This is a genomic window from Campylobacter concisus, assembly GCF_002914005.1.
GTDB lineage: Bacteria > Campylobacterota > Campylobacteria > Campylobacterales > Campylobacteraceae > Campylobacter_A > Campylobacter_A concisus_N.
In genome coordinates this window covers 1-16988 of sequence record NZ_POZU01000076.1, presented here as the reverse complement: position 1 = coordinate 16988, position 16988 = coordinate 1, and the positions used below count along the sequence as shown (strand labels likewise).

Annotated in this window: 18 protein-coding genes; 12 read left to right on the top strand and 6 right to left on the bottom strand. The window is 40.2% G+C overall.

The window, feature by feature from the left end:
- Positions 1-219: 219 nt before the first annotated feature.
- Together prfA and rpsT are read right to left on the bottom strand one after the other, a co-directional pair.
- On the bottom strand, positions 220-1287 hold the full coding sequence (prfA, locus tag CYP54_RS08910) for a peptide chain release factor 1 (RefSeq protein ID WP_103604983.1): 1068 nt from the start codon (positions 1285-1287) through the stop codon (positions 220-222).
- 13 nt (positions 1288-1300) lie between these two features.
- Positions 1301-1570 (bottom strand): 30S ribosomal protein S20, encoded by a 270-nt coding sequence (gene rpsT, locus CYP54_RS08905; protein ID WP_004317319.1) that lies wholly within the window; start codon positions 1568-1570, stop codon positions 1301-1303.
- Between the two features lie 157 nt (positions 1571-1727).
- Between rpsT and glmM the strand changes: the two genes are divergently transcribed.
- From glmM to gdhA, 8 genes are all read left to right on the top strand, one after another.
- On the top strand, positions 1728-3068 hold the full coding sequence (gene glmM, locus CYP54_RS08900; RefSeq protein ID WP_103604982.1) for a phosphoglucosamine mutase: 1341 nt from the start codon (positions 1728-1730) through the stop codon (positions 3066-3068).
- Positions 3061-3513, top strand: a complete 453-nt coding sequence (gene lspA, locus CYP54_RS08895; protein ID WP_103604981.1) for a signal peptidase II — start codon at positions 3061-3063, stop codon at positions 3511-3513. Before glmM ends, lspA begins: the two co-directional genes overlap by 8 nt.
- Positions 3503-3865, top strand: coding sequence for an NINE protein (locus CYP54_RS08890; RefSeq protein ID WP_103604980.1), 363 nt, complete (start codon positions 3503-3505; stop codon positions 3863-3865). Before lspA ends, CYP54_RS08890 begins: the two co-directional genes overlap by 11 nt.
- Before the next feature lie 9 nt (positions 3866-3874).
- The gene (locus CYP54_RS08885; protein WP_103604979.1) at positions 3875-4309 is read left to right on the top strand and encodes a CopD family protein; all 435 of its coding nucleotides are present in this window, start codon (positions 3875-3877) and stop codon (positions 4307-4309) included.
- A gap of 9 nt (positions 4310-4318) precedes the next feature.
- Positions 4319-4864, top strand: coding sequence for an HI_0983 family protein (locus CYP54_RS08880; RefSeq protein ID WP_103604978.1), 546 nt, complete (start codon positions 4319-4321; stop codon positions 4862-4864).
- A 116-nt stretch (positions 4865-4980) separates the two neighbouring features.
- Positions 4981-6420, top strand: coding sequence for an acetyl-CoA carboxylase subunit A (locus CYP54_RS08875; protein ID WP_054195976.1), 1440 nt, complete (start codon positions 4981-4983; stop codon positions 6418-6420).
- A 792-nt stretch (positions 6421-7212) separates the two neighbouring features.
- Positions 7213-7800, top strand: a complete 588-nt coding sequence (locus CYP54_RS08870; RefSeq protein WP_103604977.1) for an SMI1/KNR4 family protein — start codon at positions 7213-7215, stop codon at positions 7798-7800.
- A 194-nt stretch (positions 7801-7994) separates the two neighbouring features.
- On the top strand, positions 7995-9353 hold the full coding sequence (gene gdhA / locus CYP54_RS08865) for an NADP-specific glutamate dehydrogenase (RefSeq protein ID WP_103604976.1): 1359 nt from the start codon (positions 7995-7997) through the stop codon (positions 9351-9353).
- 510 nt (positions 9354-9863) lie between these two features.
- On the opposite strand, the gene infC is transcribed toward gdhA, so the two are convergent.
- The 3 genes from infC to CYP54_RS08850 all read right to left on the bottom strand — a co-directional run bounded on the left by infC (position 9864) and on the right by CYP54_RS08850 (position 13115).
- Positions 9864-10382, bottom strand: coding sequence for a translation initiation factor IF-3 (gene infC, locus CYP54_RS08860; protein ID WP_103604975.1), 519 nt, complete (start codon positions 10380-10382; stop codon positions 9864-9866).
- Positions 10379-12199: a threonine--tRNA ligase gene (thrS, locus tag CYP54_RS08855; RefSeq protein ID WP_103604974.1), complete on the bottom strand. Its 1821-nt coding sequence runs from the start codon at positions 12197-12199 to the stop codon at positions 10379-10381. The genes infC and thrS overlap by 4 nt, the downstream gene beginning before the upstream one ends.
- Before the next feature lie 349 nt (positions 12200-12548).
- On the bottom strand, positions 12549-13115 hold the full coding sequence (locus CYP54_RS08850; protein ID WP_103604973.1) for a YbaK/EbsC family protein: 567 nt from the start codon (positions 13113-13115) through the stop codon (positions 12549-12551).
- A 64-nt stretch (positions 13116-13179) separates the two neighbouring features.
- Between CYP54_RS08850 and ung the strand changes: the two genes are divergently transcribed.
- Positions 13180-13872: a uracil-DNA glycosylase gene (ung, locus tag CYP54_RS08845; RefSeq protein ID WP_103604972.1), complete on the top strand. Its 693-nt coding sequence runs from the start codon at positions 13180-13182 to the stop codon at positions 13870-13872.
- Between the two features lies 1 nt (position 13873).
- Here the strand turns inward: ung and CYP54_RS08840 are convergent, their stop codons facing one another.
- Positions 13874-14167: a hypothetical protein gene (locus CYP54_RS08840; protein ID WP_103604971.1), complete on the bottom strand. Its 294-nt coding sequence runs from the start codon at positions 14165-14167 to the stop codon at positions 13874-13876.
- An 80-nt stretch (positions 14168-14247) separates the two neighbouring features.
- Between CYP54_RS08840 and CYP54_RS08835 the strand changes: the two genes are divergently transcribed.
- The 3 genes from CYP54_RS08835 to CYP54_RS08825 all read left to right on the top strand — a co-directional run bounded on the left by CYP54_RS08835 (position 14248) and on the right by CYP54_RS08825 (position 16685).
- Positions 14248-14775 carry a pyridoxamine 5'-phosphate oxidase family protein gene (locus CYP54_RS08835; protein ID WP_103604970.1) on the top strand — a complete coding sequence of 176 codons (528 nt, stop codon included), beginning with the start codon at positions 14248-14250 and terminating at the stop codon, positions 14773-14775.
- Positions 14776-14802: 27 nt separating this feature from the next.
- Positions 14803-15969 carry a replication-associated recombination protein A gene (locus CYP54_RS08830; RefSeq protein WP_258033728.1) on the top strand — a complete coding sequence of 389 codons (1167 nt, stop codon included), beginning with the start codon at positions 14803-14805 and terminating at the stop codon, positions 15967-15969.
- Positions 15970-16034: 65 nt separating this feature from the next.
- A complete protein-coding gene (locus tag CYP54_RS08825) occupies positions 16035-16685 on the top strand; it encodes a hypothetical protein (RefSeq protein WP_103604968.1) in 651 nt (216 codons plus the stop codon).
- Positions 16686-16988 lie beyond the last annotated feature (303 nt).

Here is a 16988-nt window from a genome sequence, read left to right as displayed (position 1 = left end):
AGAAATCGCTATTTGAAAAATAAAATCTAAAAACCTAATTTATATTATTTTGAAAAAAATGAGAAAAAATATTACTAACTACTACTTTTAAATATCTATTTTTGTAAAATTCTTGTAAATTTGGCTTTAAAGCTTGGTAAATTTAAAAGTATTTTAATCTAAAGTAATATTTTTAGGTAAAGAAATAAATTATAAAATTTGAAATAGAAATTTGAAAGTTTAAATGCCAGCTTCTAGCATAGCTTCTGCTTGATAATGCGTAATAAGTGGCTCGACGATCTCGTCAAATAATCCCGCAGCCATAATCGCATCAAGGCGATAAAGTGTTAAATTTATACGGTGATCGCTTATGCGGTTTTGCGGATAGTTATATGTCCTTATCCTGCCAGAACGATCTCCGGTGCCAACTTGGCTCTTTCGCTCACTAGTCTCTTTTGCAAGCTTCTCTTGCTCTTGAAGCTCATAAAGTCTAGCCTTTAGCACCTTCATCGCGGCTTCTTTGTTTTTGTGTTGGCTCTTACCATCTTGGTTTGTGACAACAAGGCCTGTTGGTATATGTGTGATTCTAACGGCACTATCGGTTGTATTTACTGACTGACCGCCGTGACCTGAGCTTCTCATCACATCGACTCTTATATCATTTGGATTGATCTCGATCTCACTATCCTCGACCTCTGGCATAATAGCCACAGTCACAGCCGAAGTGTGCACCCTGCCCTGACTCTCAGTCTCTGGCACACGCTGAACTCTATGCGTGCCGCCTTCAAATTTTAGTCTTGAGTAAGCACCTTTACCTTTTATAAGCACGATGATCTCTTTAAAGCCGCCAGTGTTACCCTCGCTTTGGCTAACGATCTCAAATTTATATCCTCGAAGCTCCGCATATCTAATGTAAGCATTAAAAAGGTCCCCAACAAATAGCGCAGCCTCATCACCACCAGTACCTGCACGAATTTCTAAAAATATGTTTTTATCATCGTTTGGATCTTTTGGAAGAAGTAAAATTTTGATCTCTTCTTCAAGCTTCTCTCTTGAAATTTCTAAATTTTTAAGCTCATCTTTTGCAAGCTCGCCAAGTTCAGTGTCCTCAAGCAGGGCTTTGTTCTCGTCGATGTCGTTTAGAATTTGTAGATATTTTTTTGCAGCAGTTGCGACTGGCTCGATAGATGATTGCTCTTTTGAGAGCTTTGTCATCTTTTCGATATCGTTTGCTATATTTGGATCGCTAAGAAGCGTAGAAATTTCATTATAGCGATCCAAAAATGGATGAAGTTTATCAGCAAACATTAAATTTTATAGATTAAGCAGCTTTTAGAGTATTTACTAATTGTGCAAGGCGACTAACCCGGCGAGCAGCAGTTTGTTTTTTCAAAAAGCCCCTACTTACGAAGCTGTGGATGCTTTTGTTAGCAACTTTTAAAGCTTCATTTGCAGCATTTAGATCTTTAGCTTCTACAGCTACACGCACTGCTTTTGTAATATTTTTAAGTCTTGTGCGGTAAAATCTGTTTCTTTCTGTTCTTTTTATAGTTTGTCTAGCTCTTTTTTCAGCAGATTTATGGTTTGCCATAATATACCTTTTTGAATAATTTTAGTCGGTGATTATATTAAAGATATAATAAATTTAACCTTAATTTAAGTCATCCTTAATGAAAGTAAAATTTTAGATTTTAAATTAGGTAAATTCTGATAAAATAGCACCATTTTATAATAAAAAGGATAATTTTATGAAACTTTTTGGAACGGATGGAGTTCGTGGAAAAGCTGGTGAGAAGCTTTCAGCTCAAACATCTATGCGTCTTGCAATGGCAGCTGGAATTTATTTTAGAAAGACTTCAGCGACAAATGTGATTTTGGTTGGAAAAGATACTAGAAAAAGCGGCTATATGATAGAAACCGCCATCGTTGCAGGTCTAACTGCGGTTGGTTACAACGTCCTTCAAATAGGCCCTATGCCAACACCTGCGATCGCATTTTTAACAGAAAATATGCGTTGTGACGCTGGCATAATGATAAGCGCCTCACACAACCCATACTACGATAATGGCATCAAATTTTTTGATAGCTTTGGCAACAAACTTGATGAAAAAATAGAAGCTGAGATAGAGAAAATTTTCTACGACGACGAGCTCATCGCAAACGCCCAAAAAACGATGACAGAGATCGGCGCAAACAAAAGGATCGACGATGTTATCGGCAGATATATCGTGCAAATCAAAAATTCATTCCCAAAAGAGTTAAATTTAAAGAATTTACGAGTAGTTTTAGACGTGGCAAACGGAGCTGCTTACAAGGTCGCACCAACCGTATTTAGCGAGCTTGGAGCTGACGTCATCGTTATAAACGACGAGCCAAATGGTAGCAACATTAACCAAAACTGTGGCGCGCTTCATCCAGAGGATCTAACAAGCGAAGTAAAAAGGCTTCGTGCCGACATCGGCTTTGCATTTGACGGCGATGCTGATAGGCTTGTAGTAGTTGACGAAAACGGCGAAGTTGTGCATGGCGACGCGATACTTGGCTCGTTAGCTGCATTTTTACACGAGCAAAAGGCGCTAAAAGGCGGAGCTATCGTGGCTACGGTAATGAGTAACGTTGCACTTGATGACTATCTAAAAGCTCACAAAATCAAGCTACTTCGCTCAAACGTAGGCGATAAATACGTGCTTGAGATGATGAAAGAAAATGGTATAAATTTTGGCGGTGAGCAAAGCGGTCACGTGATATTTAATGACTATGCTAAAACTGGTGACGGCCTTGTTACCTCGATGCAAGTTGTCGCGATGATGCTTAAAAAAGGCAAAAAAGCTAGTGAAATTTTTGGCGAACTAAAGCCGTATCCGCAAATTTTGCTAAATTTAAAAATCACAGAGAAAAAGCCGCTTGATAAGATAGAAGGACTAAAAGAGCTTGAGGCTAGCCTTGCAAAAGATGGCATAAGATCGCTCTTTAGATACTCTGGCACTGAGAATTTGATCAGACTTTTGCTTGAGGGCAAAAATCAAACTTTAGTTGAAAAACGTATGGATGAAGTTGAGAAATTTTTTGTAAAAGCCCTAAATGCGTAAAAGCTTAGTTAAATTTTTCATCGCGTTTTTTGTCATTTTTGTCGTTGATCAAGCGATAAAAATGATATTTATAGATGGCTTTTCCTGGGACGGCGAGTTTTTCTCGCTAGTTCTTACATATAATAAAGGCGTTGCGTTTTCGATGTTTGCCTTTTTAGATGAGTGGCTGAAATTTATCCAGATAGCCCTCATTTTAGGCGTTTTTGTCTATCTAGTCATTGAAAAAAAGCTGCTTTGCTCGCATGCCATTTGGCTTGGAGCTTTGCTAGGAGCTGGCAGCTCAAATATCACAGATAGATTTATCCATGGCGGCGTCGTGGATTACGTCTTTTGGCACAAGTGGTTTAACTTTGCAGTCTTTAACTTCGCTGATGTGATGATCGATCTTTGCGTGGTGATGATACTTTGGCAAAGTTTTAGGAAAAGGAGAGAGAGTGGGAAATAATATCTACGTCGCATACGTGCTTTGGCTACTTACTGGCTGGCTTGGGGCGCATAGAATTTACCTTGGTAAATTTATCACTGGCTTTTTGATGATGGGGTTATTTTTTATCGGTTACTCTTTGCAAATCATCCTCGTTGGTTATTTATTCTTGGCTATTTGGGGTATTTGGTGGATCATCGATGCATTTTTAGTTGGTGCTTATGTCGAGAAAAATTTACAAAAAGTCGAGCTAAAAGAGAGACTAAAACTAAAAGATAAAGAGGATGACTTAAAAAGGCTTTATGAGCTTTTTGAGAGTGGTGCGATCAGCAAGGCTGAATTTGAAGCTAGAAAAGAGATACTTTTTAGATAAGGAGACGTTATGGCAGAATATTATCTTTACTTAAAATACCTCCACTATTTGTTTTTCATCTCGTGGATGGCAGTGCTGTTTTACCAGCCAAGGCTCTACGTTTATCACGTAGAAAATATGGACAAGCCAGACTTTGTAAAAGTGGTCGAAGTGATGGAGTATAAGATGTATCACTACATCGGTTGGGTCGCACTGATTGGCTCATTTTTCACTGGCATTTTGATACTTATCGCGATGCCTGATCTTATAAAAACTGGTCACATCCATGTCAAAATTTTAGTTGTCATCTTAATGGCTATCTATCACCTAGACATTGGACGCTATATGAAGCAACTCAAAGAAAAACGCTGTAACAAAAGCGGTATCTTCTTTAGAGCTTACAACGAAGTGCCAACTATCGCGATGCTCATCATCATCTGGGTCATGATAGTAAATCCATTTTAAGGGAATTTGATGAAGAAATTTTTAGCATTTATCGCTTTGCCGGCACTCTTACTTGCAGCGACTCAGTACTTTGAGCCGGTGCAGATAAAATTTGACAACAGACTATATTCACTAGCATATTCAGCCAAGCCTGTGCCAAATTTATTCACACAGGAGTATTTGCTGCCTGGCGAGAAGCTAGATAGTTTTAGCTACATGCTCTCGCTAAATACCCTTAAATTTGATGCTACGCCAGAGCAAGCAGTCGAGCAAAAGATAAATGATCTAAAAGAGCTAAAAACAAAAGGGCTAAAAGTGGCTTATAAAAAGGGTTCGCTGGCAAATGAAATTTATCTTGATATCACAATATTTTCAAACCTAAATGGTGTGCCAACAGCCGAGCACTCGATATATCGCTACACCAAACAAGGCGGAAATTTAGTCCTTTTTACCATTCAAAGGCGTGCTTATAAAAAAGAGGGCATTCAAAGATTTGCTACAAATTTCACGATCGAGTCGCAAGATTTTAGCAAAAAAGCCCTAGCCACCCCTTTTCCACAAATCATCAATAGATAGAAAAATTTGAGTGTAAATTTAGCCTTTGCACTCAAATTTTAAAACCAGACTTAATAAATTTATCTAAAAATAAAACGAATAGTTATATGATAAGCAAAACTCAAAAAGGATAGCCTATGATACATAAAATTCTTATCGCAAATCGTGGTGAGATCGCAGTTAGGATAGTCAGAGCTTGTAGGGATTTACACATCCAAAGCGTAGGAATTTACACAGCGCCAGATAGCGAGTGCTTGCATGTAAGGATAGCTGATGAGGCCTATCAAGTGGGCGAAGATCCGATCAAAGGTTATCTTGACGCCAAAGCTATCGTAAAGCTTGCTAAAGAGTGCGGAGCTGACGCGATACACCCAGGATATGGCTTTTTAAGCGAAAACTACGAATTTGCAAAGGCGGTTGAGGATGCTGGGCTTATATTTATCGGTCCAAAGGCTGAAGTGATCAGAAAAATGGGTGATAAAAATATCGCAAGATACCTAATGAAGAGAAACGGCATACCAATCGTTCCAGGCACAGAAAAGCTAAATGACGAGAGCATGGACGCCATAAAAGAGCACGCTAGACGTATCGGCTACCCAGTCATCTTAAAAGCAAGTGGTGGCGGTGGCGGCCGTGGTATCAGAGAGGTTTGGCAAGAAGAAGATATGCAAGATGCCTTTGAGTCGTGCACCAGAGAAGCAAAGACCTACTTTAACAACGATGAAGTCTTTATGGAGAAGCTTGTCGTAAATCCTCGTCACATCGAGTTTCAAATTTTAGGCGATAACTACGGCAATATCATCCACCTTTGCGAGCGTGACTGCTCTATCCAAAGGCGCCACCAAAAGATCATCGAGATCGCACCTTGCCCTTCGATCAGCGAAAATTTAAGAAAGATCATGGGCGTGACTGCTGTGGCTGCTGCAAAAGCCGTTGGCTACTCAAACGTTGGAACGATTGAGTTTTTGCTAGATGACTACAACAACTTTTACTTCATGGAGATGAATACCCGTATCCAAGTCGAACACGGCATCACAGAAGAGATCACAGGCCATGATCTAGTTGTTAGGCAAATAAGGATCGCCGCAGGTGAAATTTTAGAGATCGAGCAAAGCGATATCAAGCCACGTGGCTACGCCATAGAAGCTAGAATCACTGCCGAAAATGTCTGGGAAAATTTCATCCCAGCACCAGGCACGATCGAGGGCTACTATCCAGCACTTGGTCCATCTGTGCGCGTCGATAGCCACGTCTATAAGGACTACACCATACCGCCATTTTATGACTCTTTGATCGCAAAGCTGATCGTAAAGGCGACCGACTACGATCTAGCGGTAAATAAGCTTGAAAGAGCACTTGAAGAATTTACCATCGAAGGCGTGCGAACGATCATCCCATTTTTGCTAACGATCAGCAAGAGTAAGGAGTTTAGACGAGGATTTTTCGATACTAGCTACGTTGAGAAAAACTTAAAAACTATCCTTGAAAACACCTATGACGATATGAATAAAGAGCCAAACGACGACCTAGAAGAGGTCATCGTAGAGGCGATAAAAAGATATAAGAAGAAGAGATAAATTTATCTCATTGCGGCTTTGGCGATAAATTTCGCCAAGGCTAAATTTCCACGCAAACTGTATGCGTCTTGACTTTATCATTTACCATAGCGTAGAGTCTACTGGAATGATCTGATCTGTAACTAAGCCAAAATTTCAAACTATATCTTTTTTAGTAGCAAGCCATCTTTAGCGTTTATCAAAACTGGTTTATTTTTCGGTTTATAAGCAAAATTTGACCATTAATCCAAGCAAAGTACTCCGCGCCACTTGTTTTAAATTTAAATATCACCTCGCCACTTTTGCCTCGACGGTGTAGAGATATGCGCCATTGCCAGCGGTGCCAAAGTAAAGCACACCCTCATGCAGGTAAACTGGCGTGTAGAGATATGTGCCAAGCTTTAGCTACCAGATAGTTTTGCCTATCCTTGTGCCATACTCTTTAGGTGGCACACCCTCATTTAGTTTTTTTATCTTTTGCTCCACTTTTGAATGCTGCGCCGCTCAAAATTTCTTTGCACTCCATCATAAATGGTGAGCTCATGCACACGCGAAAGCCCTAAATTTCGTATGTTTTAGCGTCGTTATAAATCTCTTTTATGGGCTACGTGGCTTTACCAAGCCAATTTACCTCATCATTAATTCTTTATAACATATCACATTTAGTGATTGCTAGTTTTCTTAGTTATCTTGCCAGCTTCTTAAATTTATGAAGATCGTGGTCTAAATTTGGTAACAAATGAGCCAAAATTAAAAGCACGCTGAAATAAATTTGATAAAATTTGCCAAAATCCAGCAGATTAAAGGACTGATATGTTTTTAAAGCTAGATGAAATCTCTCAAAAGTTAGATCAAATTTTCTTACCACTAGAGCAAGAGGGTATGACTGGCATGAGGCTCTTGCTTCAAAATGATGTTAAAGCCACCGCACAAGCACTTAAAAACGCACAAGAAGCTCTTGGCATAAATTTCCCAGCTAAATTTACAAAGCTAATAAGCAAATTTGACCTTGGAAATTTTGAAATTTGCAATGTCAGATTCGGCTCCAGAGACGACTATGCAAGCGAGATAGTACGGCTAAATAGCGTAGGTGAGTTTGGTGGCAAATGGTGGCAAGGTGAAGCTCGCCCTTTAAATTTGATAGTCTTTGCCGTGGGTGATCCGTGGATATTTTTGCTTGATTGCACGAGTGGCGCGGTCTATACATGGCTCTTTGGAGATGAGGAGCTTTGCGGTAGATGCATCGCAAGCGACTTTGAGAAATTTTTCATAGCACTTGCTAGCATCGATATAGCAAGGCTAAATGAAGAAACCCTGCCATCAACCGAGCAAATCCTAAAATTTGTCCAAGCAGATGGTAGAGCCCTTCTTTTCTGGCAAGAGATGGCATATGAAATTTAGTAAAATTAGGCTTCTTGGACTAAATTCTCTTTTATAAATTTATCCCAGCGATCGAAACAAAAACCACTTTTTGTAAATTTAGTTTCGATATGTAACACTCATTGCCCAAAATAAAAATATTAAAATATCTTTAAATAAAAATTTTTTCTAGCCTAGCTAATATTTAACTACAAAAAAAGGAAAAAGGAGCAAAAATGAGCGAGTACATCGAACAAACGATGGAGTGGATAAAGAAGACCAACCCAGGTCAAGGCGTCTTTGTCCAAGCTGCGACTGAGGTGCTAAACAGCCTCGAGCCGCTTATAAAAAGAGAGAGCAAGTACCAAAAACACGCAATCCTAGAGCGCATCGTCATCCCTGAGCGCACGGTGATCTTTCGCGTGACATACACAGGCGACGATGGCAGACCAAAGGTAAATAACGGCTACCGCGTGCAGTTTAACTCAGCTGTTGGCCCATACAAGGGCGGTCTAAGGCTCCACCCAAGCGTCGATCTTGGTGTACTAAAATTTCTTGGATTTGAGCAAATTTTCAAAAACTCGCTCACTGGCGTAAATATCGGCGGTGCAAAAGGCGGTAGCACCTTTGATCCAAAGGGCAAGAGTGAGGGCGAGATAATGCGCTTTTGCCAAGCATTTATGAGCGAGCTTTACCGCCACATCGGTAACACCGTGGATGTGCCAGCAGGCGACATCGGCGTGGGTGCTAGAGAGATCGGCTATATGTTTGGCCAGTATAAAAAGCTAACTGGCAGATTTGATGGCATCCTAACTGGCAAGGGGCTAAACTGGGGCGGCAGCCTAGCGCGCACAGAGGCTACTGGATACGGACTGGTATATTTCACACAAAATATGCTAAAAAAAGCTGGACTTGACCTAGAGGGCAAAAAATGCAGCGTCAGCGGTAGCGGAAACGTCGCCATCTACACAGTCGAAAAGCTCTATCAAGCAGGCGCACTGCCTATCACCGTCTCTGACTCAAACGGATATGTCTATGACGCTGAGGGCATCGATCTAGCGGTGCTTAAAGAGCTAAAAGAAGTAAAACGCGCTCGCCTTAGCGAATACGTCAAATTTAGGCCAAATGCAAAATATGTAAGCGTGAGCGAATACAAAGAGGGCAGAAACGGCGTCTGGGACGTGCCATGCGACGGAGCCTTCCCGTGTGCGACACAAAACGAGCTTCATCTAGCTGATATAAAAGTGCTTTACGCAAATGGCTGCCGCTTCGTGGCTGAGGGCGCAAATATGCCAAGCACGCTTGATGCGATAAATTTCATGCTTGCGCAAAAAGACTTTCACTTTGCGCCAGCAAAAGCAGCAAACGCCGGTGGTGTGGGCACAAGTGGCCTTGAGATGATGCAAAACGCTGGTATGACTTCGTGGAGCTTTGAGGAGGTCGATCGCAGACTTCATGGCATCATGAACCACATCTTTGAACTAAGCTATGAAACGAGTAAAGAATTTGGCGATGAGGGCAACTTGGTGCTTGGCTCAAATATCGCGGGCTTTCGCAAGGTGGCCGATGCGATGATAGATCAGGGATACGTGTAGGGCCGATTTTGCTCTTAGCTCTATAAATTTGCGTCCAAGTTAAATTTTGGACGTAAATCAATATAAAGTTACTTTGGTTTTTAGCTAGAAGCGAGTTTTCTTTTAGCAAGAGATGATTAAAAAATTTTATAAATTTAAGCTATAAACGAGCGAATTTTTTATCAAATTTAATCTGCTATTAAGCGAAATCTAACTTAAAACACTAAACACAAGCAGCATGGGCTTGCAAACTCGAAAGAAGTTGATTTCACCCCTCCAAGATTATTTTTAGCACAACACCCATGCGAGCGATAACAAAGCGGGTAAATTCCAGCAAGTAAAGACCAAAATTTACTAAATTTAAACCACATCCAAATTTTGCCTATCAAATTTAACCATAAGGTATATTAACCCCGCAAAACACCGCAGAAATAAAAATGATAGGATTTTTGGAAAATAATTATTTGTAAGTTTTTGTATTAAAAATTTAATGTAACAAAGAGCAAGCCCTAGCCTGCTCTTTATGAGAATTTAACCCTTTTTTGGAGTTACAAGCATATTTACATAACGACCTTCTATCATAGGCTCTTTATCACGATCAGCTTCATTTTTTATCATTTCCCAGACCTTCTCAAGTATGGCTACGCCAGCCTCTGGGGTGCTCATCTCGCGACCCTTTAAAAATACACGAAATTTAACGTGTTTGCCATCTTGCAAAAACTCGCTTGCGTGTTTAACCTTGTAGTTTATATCGTTTTGGGCGATCTTGACAGAGAGTTTTATCTCTTTTATCTCGATGGTTTTTTGCTTTTTCTTAGCCTCTTTTTGCTTTTTTTCTTGCTGATAGCGGAATTTACCATAGTCCATTATCTTGCAAACTGGTGGCTTCGCATCTGGCGCTATAAGCACTAGATCAAGCCCAAGCTTATTTGAGATCTCTAAAGCCTCATCTCTTGAGATGACACCATATGCCGTGCCATCATCCCCTACACATCTTACCTCTCTCGCCCTTATGTCCTCATTGAGCAATACTTCATTTTCCTTACTCAAAAATGTACCTCACTAAGTTTCTCCTTCGTTAAATTTATAAATTCCGCCAAGCTCATATCGCTCTGCGTCCTAGCCTGTCTGTCGCGCAACGCAACGCTCTTGTTCGCTACCTCGTTGTCTCCTAGTACGACTATCATAGGCACCCTTTGTTTTTCTGCCGTTCTTATTCTCTTATTTAAACTCTCATTTTTACTTGCGATCTCGCTATCGACGTTGATCTTTCTTAGCTCGCGTGAAATTTCTTTTGCATAGTCTAGATGCGCATCGCTAATAGGCACGATTACAACCTGCGTTGGTGCGATGAAAAATGGCAACTCACCAGCAGTGTGCTCAAGTAAAATTCCTATAAATCTCTCAAAACTGCCAAGCAGTGCTCTGTGAAGCATTACAGGGCGTTGTCTTTCGTTGTTTGCGTCGATGTAGCCTAGATCAAAACGCTCTGGCAAGTTAAAATCGACTTGTATCGTGCCGCACTGCCACTTTCTCTTAAGTGCATCGGTGATCTTAATGTCGATCTTTGGTCCATAAAATGCGCCGCCGCCCTCGTCGATGCCGTATTTAAAGCCGTTTTCGTCAAGCGCTTCTTTTAGTGCTTTCGTCGCTGTTTCCCAAATTTCATCTCCACCGATCGCTTTGGCTGGCTTGGTTGAAATTTCCATCTCGTAGTTAAAGCCAAAATTCTCCATTATCTTGCCAGCAAATTTTAAAATTTCTAGGATATTTTCTTTTATCTGGCTTGGCATACAAAAGATATGCGAGTCATCTTGTGCAAATTCTCGAACCCTGAAAAGTCCGTGCAAAACACCGCTTTTTTCGTGACGATGCACCACACCGTATTCGAAAAATTTAAGCGGCAAGTCGCGGTAAGAGCGGATGTCGCTTTGATAAACCTTGATGTGACCAACGCAGTTCATCGGCTTTATGCCGTATTCGGCCTCGTCGATCGTCGTAAAGTACATATTTTCTTTATAGTTTGCGTAGTGACCGCTTCTTCTCCAAACATCAGCCTTTAAAAGCTCTGGCCCACGCACTGGCTCATAACCTCGGTCACGGTGAGCTTTGTATAAAATTTGCTCTAGTTTTGATCTTAAGCGTCCGCCATTTGGTAGCCATATCGGCAAACCACCACCCACTTCTTCATCAAAAGTAAATAGCTTCATCTCTGTACCAAGTTTTCTATGGTCACGCTTTTTAGCCTCTTCGATTATGCGGATGTGCTCTTTTAAACTCTCTTTATCTGCATAAGCTGTGCCGTAAATTCTAGTTAGCATCTCACGGCTCTCATCGCCGCCAAGATAAGCTCCAGCCACGCGTGTAAGCTTGAAAAATTTTAAAAATTTAGTATTTGGTACGTGTGGTCCACGGCAAAGATCTTCAAAATCGCCTTGCGAATAGCTGCTAACTTCACCATCTGGGATTCTTTTTAAGACCTCTTGTTTTAGGTCGTCATCTTTAAATTTATCGCTCATATTAGCTTTGGTTGAGCAGGTTTTGATGATATCAATTTTCTTCTCAGCAAGCTCTTTCATTTTTTCTTCGATCGCTGCTAGATCGCTCTCGCCTAGCTTCGTGCCCTCATCATCAACTCTAAAATCATAATAAAATCCATCTTCTACGTTTGGTCCGACAAAGAATTTCGCCTTTGGATAGAGTGATTTGATAGCTTGTGCCATGAGGTGCGCACAGGAGTGTCTGATAATGTGTAGTGCCTCTTTTGAGTTGTCAAAATAGATAGGCTCAGCACTACTCTCACGCCCTGCGATACTTTGAGTATCGACTATTTCGCCATTTAGTTTGTATGCGATGATATCGCTCATTGTTTTTCCTTATATCAAATTGTCTTTTTTACGATAAAAGAACGATTAAGGATTTTATCTAAATGGGCTTTAAGCTAAACTTAATATTTACTAAGCAAATTTTTATAAATTCTTTTTAAATCCACAAGCTTTGATCTATAAATTTATTTATGAAATATATATATTTATATTTAAATGTATAAATCCCTAAATTTAAAGCTTTTTATTTATATAATTTATTATATTTTAAGATTATGCCTGATAATATTTGTTCTTGAAATGAATTTAGCAATTTCTCGTCTTTGCATTATTTAAATTCATTTTTCTCCCGACAATATTTAGTGCTAGGAAGTGGTTAGCCTAGCACTTTTTATTTCACAAATTTTACTAGCACTGGCTTTACCATCCTAGCGTAGTCTTTTGCGTTTAAGACGATAGATCTATCAAGAAGTCCCGCATTAAAGGCGATCTCCTCGTTTCGCTCTAGCAAACTCTCATCCACAACAAGATGCAAATTTTTATGAAAGCTAAACGGTGGAACCGAGCCAAATACGCAGTCAGCCAGCGCAGTGACCTCCTCTGGGCTAGCAAGGCTTGCTTTTTTACCATCAAATTTTTGCGAAAGTGCGTCAAGATCAGCCTGTTTGTCCGCTGGCAAGATAGCAACTAGATAAATTTTGCCTGCCTTCATCACTGGCTTTTCGTCATCTAGCAAGTAGCCTTCAAGCATGTTTTCGTCCTTAAAAATTTGCCTAAATTTCTCCTCGTTGGCACCTTTTACCGAGCACACCAAAGCCTTTGCGCCCTGACTCATCTTCGTGCCTCTTATCTTAGCGACCTCCTCTGAAGTCCTAGCACTCTCATGTTCTATCACTCTAAATTTAGCCCCATTTTTGCTAAGAAGATCGTGGATTTTATTAAAAATTTGCTCAGACACAGCTCTTTCCTTTGGATAAATTTTAGTTAAAATTATACCGCTAAAACTTACAAAAGGCAGGAAAATGCAGATAAATTTAGATGATATAAAGATCGAGCCAAGTTGGAAAGAGATGCTAAAAGATGAGTTTTTGAGTGAAAATTTTGCGCGTATTAAAGAAAATTTCTTAAAAGCAAAGAGTGCTGGCACCGTCTATCCACCAAGTGCGCTTATATTTAATGCATTTAACCTAACGCCTTTTCGCTCTGTCAAAGTCGTCATCCTAGGCCAAGATCCATACCACGGCGCAAATCAAGCCATGGGGCTAAGCTTTTCGGTACCAAATGGCGTAAAAGTCCCGCCAAGTCTTATAAATATCTATAAAGAGATTTACGCTAATCTTGGCATAAAAGAGCCAAATAGCGGCGATCTCACAAAATGGGCAAAGCAAGGCGTGCTGCTTTTAAACTCAACTTTAAGCGTTAGCGCTGGAGTGGCAAATTCCCACGCAAGCTTTGGCTGGCAGGGCTTTACTGACGCAGTTATAAGAAAGATAAGTGAAAATTTACAAAACGTAGTTTTCATGCTTTGGGGCAACCCAGCTAGAGCCAAAGCACCGCTCATTGACGCCAGCAAGCACCTCATCTTAGAGGCAGCACATCCAAGCCCACTGGCTCGTGGGGCATTTTTTGGCTGCCGTCACTTCTCAAAAGCAAACATTTATCTAGCAAACCACGGCAAAACGCCAATAGACTGGGATCTAAACGTAAAAATTTGATCTATTTTTTTAGATCATTTAAAAGTTTGTTTGTCTCTTCAAGCTTTCTTTTGCAAAATTTCTCATCTTTGTTTTGCAAAATTATGGCTTCTTGACCGCTTTGTCTTTGCTTAAACTCATCAAATTTAAGCTCAAAAAGCCTTAGTGCTTTCTCATCATCTGTAAGTCGTTTGCTCTCTTTGGCGTAAAGCTCGTCAAGATAGAGCCTGCTTTGCTTAACATACTCCTTGCAAACCTCGCTTGCACCAAATAAATTTACGCCCAGCAAAAGGGCAAAAATTAGAGATTTTTTCATATTTTTCCTTGAAATTTTTACGTTATACTAGCCTTTAAGCACTTAAATTTTAAAATGCTCTTTCAAAAAAAGGATAAAAAATGAGACGAAAAGATAGAGAGCTAAGCCGTGAAGATGGCTTAAAAATCATAGATGAATGTGAATATGCAGTAATTTCATGCATTGATGATGAGAGAGAAATTTTTAGCGTACCGATTTCGCCCGTTAGAGTTGGTGAAAGCATTTTTATACACGGAGCTACCGCTGGCTGTAAGGCAAAACTGCTTCAAGATGGACGAAAAGTGGAGTTTGTCTGTGTTAGTTTTAACAAAGTCCCACATCTAAGCGAAAGCGAGCTAGATGCGATAAAAGACGATGGCAAGGCACTTGGAGGCAAGGTTTTTACTACTGAATACAAAAGTGCCATCGCAAAAACTAAAGTTTATGAGATCACTGACGAAGCTAAAAAATATGAAATTTTAAAAATTCTCAGCCTAAAATACACAGCCTACGCGATGAGTACCTTTGAAACAGCGGCTCAGTATGGGCTAAAGATCACTAAAATTTATGAGTTTAAGATAGAAAGTATTAGTGCAAAGGCTAAAATTTTGCCAAAACCAGCAAAGTAAAGGAAAAATTTGAGCTCACTTGCACTGATGTTTAGACCAAAAAACTTGGATGAAATTTGCGGACAAAAGGCGGTTAAGGCGGCATTTTTAAAATTTATAGCCTCTAGCAAAATCCCACACTCCATCTTTTATGGTCCAGCAGGCTGTGGCAAGACGAGCTTTGCAAGGGCGGTGGCAAGTGGTGCAAACTACGACTTTTACGAGTTTGATGGCGGAAATTTAAAGATAGATGACTTTCGCAAAATTTTAAAAAACTATGAAAACGCCCTAAATAAACCACTATTTTTCATAGACGAGATCCACAGGCTTAGCAAAACCCAGCAAGAAGCGCTACTCATCCCCATGGAAAACTACAAAGCCCTAGTTATCGGCGCTAGCACGGAAAATCCCTTTTTCACGCTAAGCTCAGGCATCAGAAGCCGCTCGATGCTCTTTGAGTTTAGACCGCTTAGCAGTAGCGATTTTGAGGAGCTTCTTGGCAAGATAAGAGAGCAAATTTCATTTAGCATTGACGAAGAAGCAAAAGAGTATCTCTTTAAAAGTAGCGGCGGTGACGCAAGAGCTATGCTAAATTTACTAGAATTTGCCGTCACACTTGATGAAAATGTGAGCCTGGAAAATTTAAAAACACTGCGCCAAAACGCCCTAAAAGAGGGGGCAAAAGAGGATGACACGCACTACGAGCTAGCAAGCGCTTTTATAAAAAGTATGCGTGGAAGCGACGAAAATGCCGTCATATACTATCTCGCAAGGCTCATAGACTCTGGCGAGAGTGCGGACTTCATCGCTAGAAGGATGGCGATATTTGCCAGCGAAGACATCGGCAATGCAAACCCAAATGCACTAAATTTAGCCGCCAGCACGCTTAGTACGGTAAAAGAGATAGGCTTTCCAGAGGCTAGGATCATACTGGCTCAGTGCGCCATCTATCTAGCCAGCTCGCCAAAGTCAAACTCCAGCTACAATGCAATAAATGCTGCCCTAAAATACGTGCAAAGCGAGGAAATTTTAAAGATCCCGCCATATCTAAAAAATCACACAAAAGAGAGCAAAGACTACCTTTATCCGCATGATTTTGGCGGCTGGGTCGAGCAAAAATATCTAGAGAAACCGCTCGTTTTTTACAAAAGCAAGGGCATAGGCTTTGAAAAAACACTAAATGAGTGGCTAGATAAAATAAAATCCAAGGGCTAAATTTTGGCTTTACTCTGTCAGATTTATTTATGCCAAGCATAAGAGTAAATTTTAAAGGCATATAGATGAATAAGCAAAATTTAGTATACATCACAAATTTAAAGATAGAAGACGTGCCTTGGAGTAGATTAACGACGACTTATGGCAGAGCAAGCGGATTTCCAGAAATTTTTAAACAGCTTTCGGCAGCGATCGGCGAGAAAAATTTGACGCAAAGTTTGACTACCAGCAAGTCAAATAGCGGACAAAATACGGCAAATCCAGCAAATAACAATGAAGCAAAATTTAACGCCAAAGCTGCTTGTGACGTGCTTGATAAAATTTTTAAAGAAATAGAGCATCAAAGTACTTTTTGGCACGCTACGCCTTTTGCACTTGTATTTTTGGCGAGAATTTTTATGCGGGCGAAGTTGGTCGCGGATAACGGCGGCAAAAACGAGATGACAGAGCTGATCGTGCCTCGTTTGGGTGAATTTTTAGCGTCTATGCTTATGGTTTGTGACGATGCCAACAAGATTAATCACGCTGTACCGCTGAATAGCTTTGCTGATATGTTAGCCGAAAAATACCTGTGGCCACAAAGCGACGAAAACGACGAGGAGCTTTGGGAAGAACGCTTTTATGATGATGATTTGTTTTATAGTTTTTACTTTTATTCCCGCGCAGTCCTTGACGCGACCGGTGTGGATTTTAAGCAGTTTAAGCCTATAGAATAGCGTTAAATTTATGCGGTAAGACTAGAATTTACCATTAAATTTATATTAGAAAGCAAATTTATTGGTAGTCTATAAGGCATTGCTAGCTTGCTTAATTTTATAAAAAATCGGCGCAAAGCAGTAAATTTGCAAAAGACGGGCAAATTTTACAAAGATGACTAAGCAGTTTAATGGCCAAAGCCCTTTAAAAGCGTTTGATAAAATTTTTTAGCAAAACTAATAGTCAAATACGTTTTGCCAAGTTATATCCGCGCAAGAAAGATTGCAAATTGCTTAAAAAAGTTATCTAAAACATACAAAAAC

Coding starts and splice junctions, on each gene's coding strand:
- prfA (WP_103604983.1), bottom strand. CDS start 1,287: ATGTTTGCTGATAAACTTCATCCATTTTTGGATCGCTATAATGAAATT.
- rpsT (WP_004317319.1), bottom strand. CDS start 1,570: ATGGCAAACCATAAATCTGCTGAAAAAAGAGCTAGACAAACTATAAAA.
- glmM (WP_103604982.1), top strand. CDS start 1,728: ATGAAACTTTTTGGAACGGATGGAGTTCGTGGAAAAGCTGGTGAGAAG.
- lspA (WP_103604981.1), top strand. CDS start 3,061: ATGCGTAAAAGCTTAGTTAAATTTTTCATCGCGTTTTTTGTCATTTTT.
- CYP54_RS08885 (WP_103604979.1), top strand. CDS start 3,875: ATGGCAGAATATTATCTTTACTTAAAATACCTCCACTATTTGTTTTTC.
- CYP54_RS08880 (WP_103604978.1), top strand. CDS start 4,319: ATGAAGAAATTTTTAGCATTTATCGCTTTGCCGGCACTCTTACTTGCA.
- CYP54_RS08875 (WP_054195976.1), top strand. CDS start 4,981: ATGATACATAAAATTCTTATCGCAAATCGTGGTGAGATCGCAGTTAGG.
- CYP54_RS08870 (WP_103604977.1), top strand. CDS start 7,213: ATGTTTTTAAAGCTAGATGAAATCTCTCAAAAGTTAGATCAAATTTTC.
- gdhA (WP_103604976.1), top strand. CDS start 7,995: ATGAGCGAGTACATCGAACAAACGATGGAGTGGATAAAGAAGACCAAC.
- thrS (WP_103604974.1), bottom strand. CDS start 12,199: ATGAGCGATATCATCGCATACAAACTAAATGGCGAAATAGTCGATACT.
- ung (WP_103604972.1), top strand. CDS start 13,180: ATGCAGATAAATTTAGATGATATAAAGATCGAGCCAAGTTGGAAAGAG.
- CYP54_RS08840 (WP_103604971.1), bottom strand. CDS start 14,167: ATGAAAAAATCTCTAATTTTTGCCCTTTTGCTGGGCGTAAATTTATTT.
- CYP54_RS08835 (WP_103604970.1), top strand. CDS start 14,248: ATGAGACGAAAAGATAGAGAGCTAAGCCGTGAAGATGGCTTAAAAATC.
- CYP54_RS08830 (WP_258033728.1), top strand. CDS start 14,803: ATGTTTAGACCAAAAAACTTGGATGAAATTTGCGGACAAAAGGCGGTT.
- CYP54_RS08825 (WP_103604968.1), top strand. CDS start 16,035: ATGAATAAGCAAAATTTAGTATACATCACAAATTTAAAGATAGAAGAC.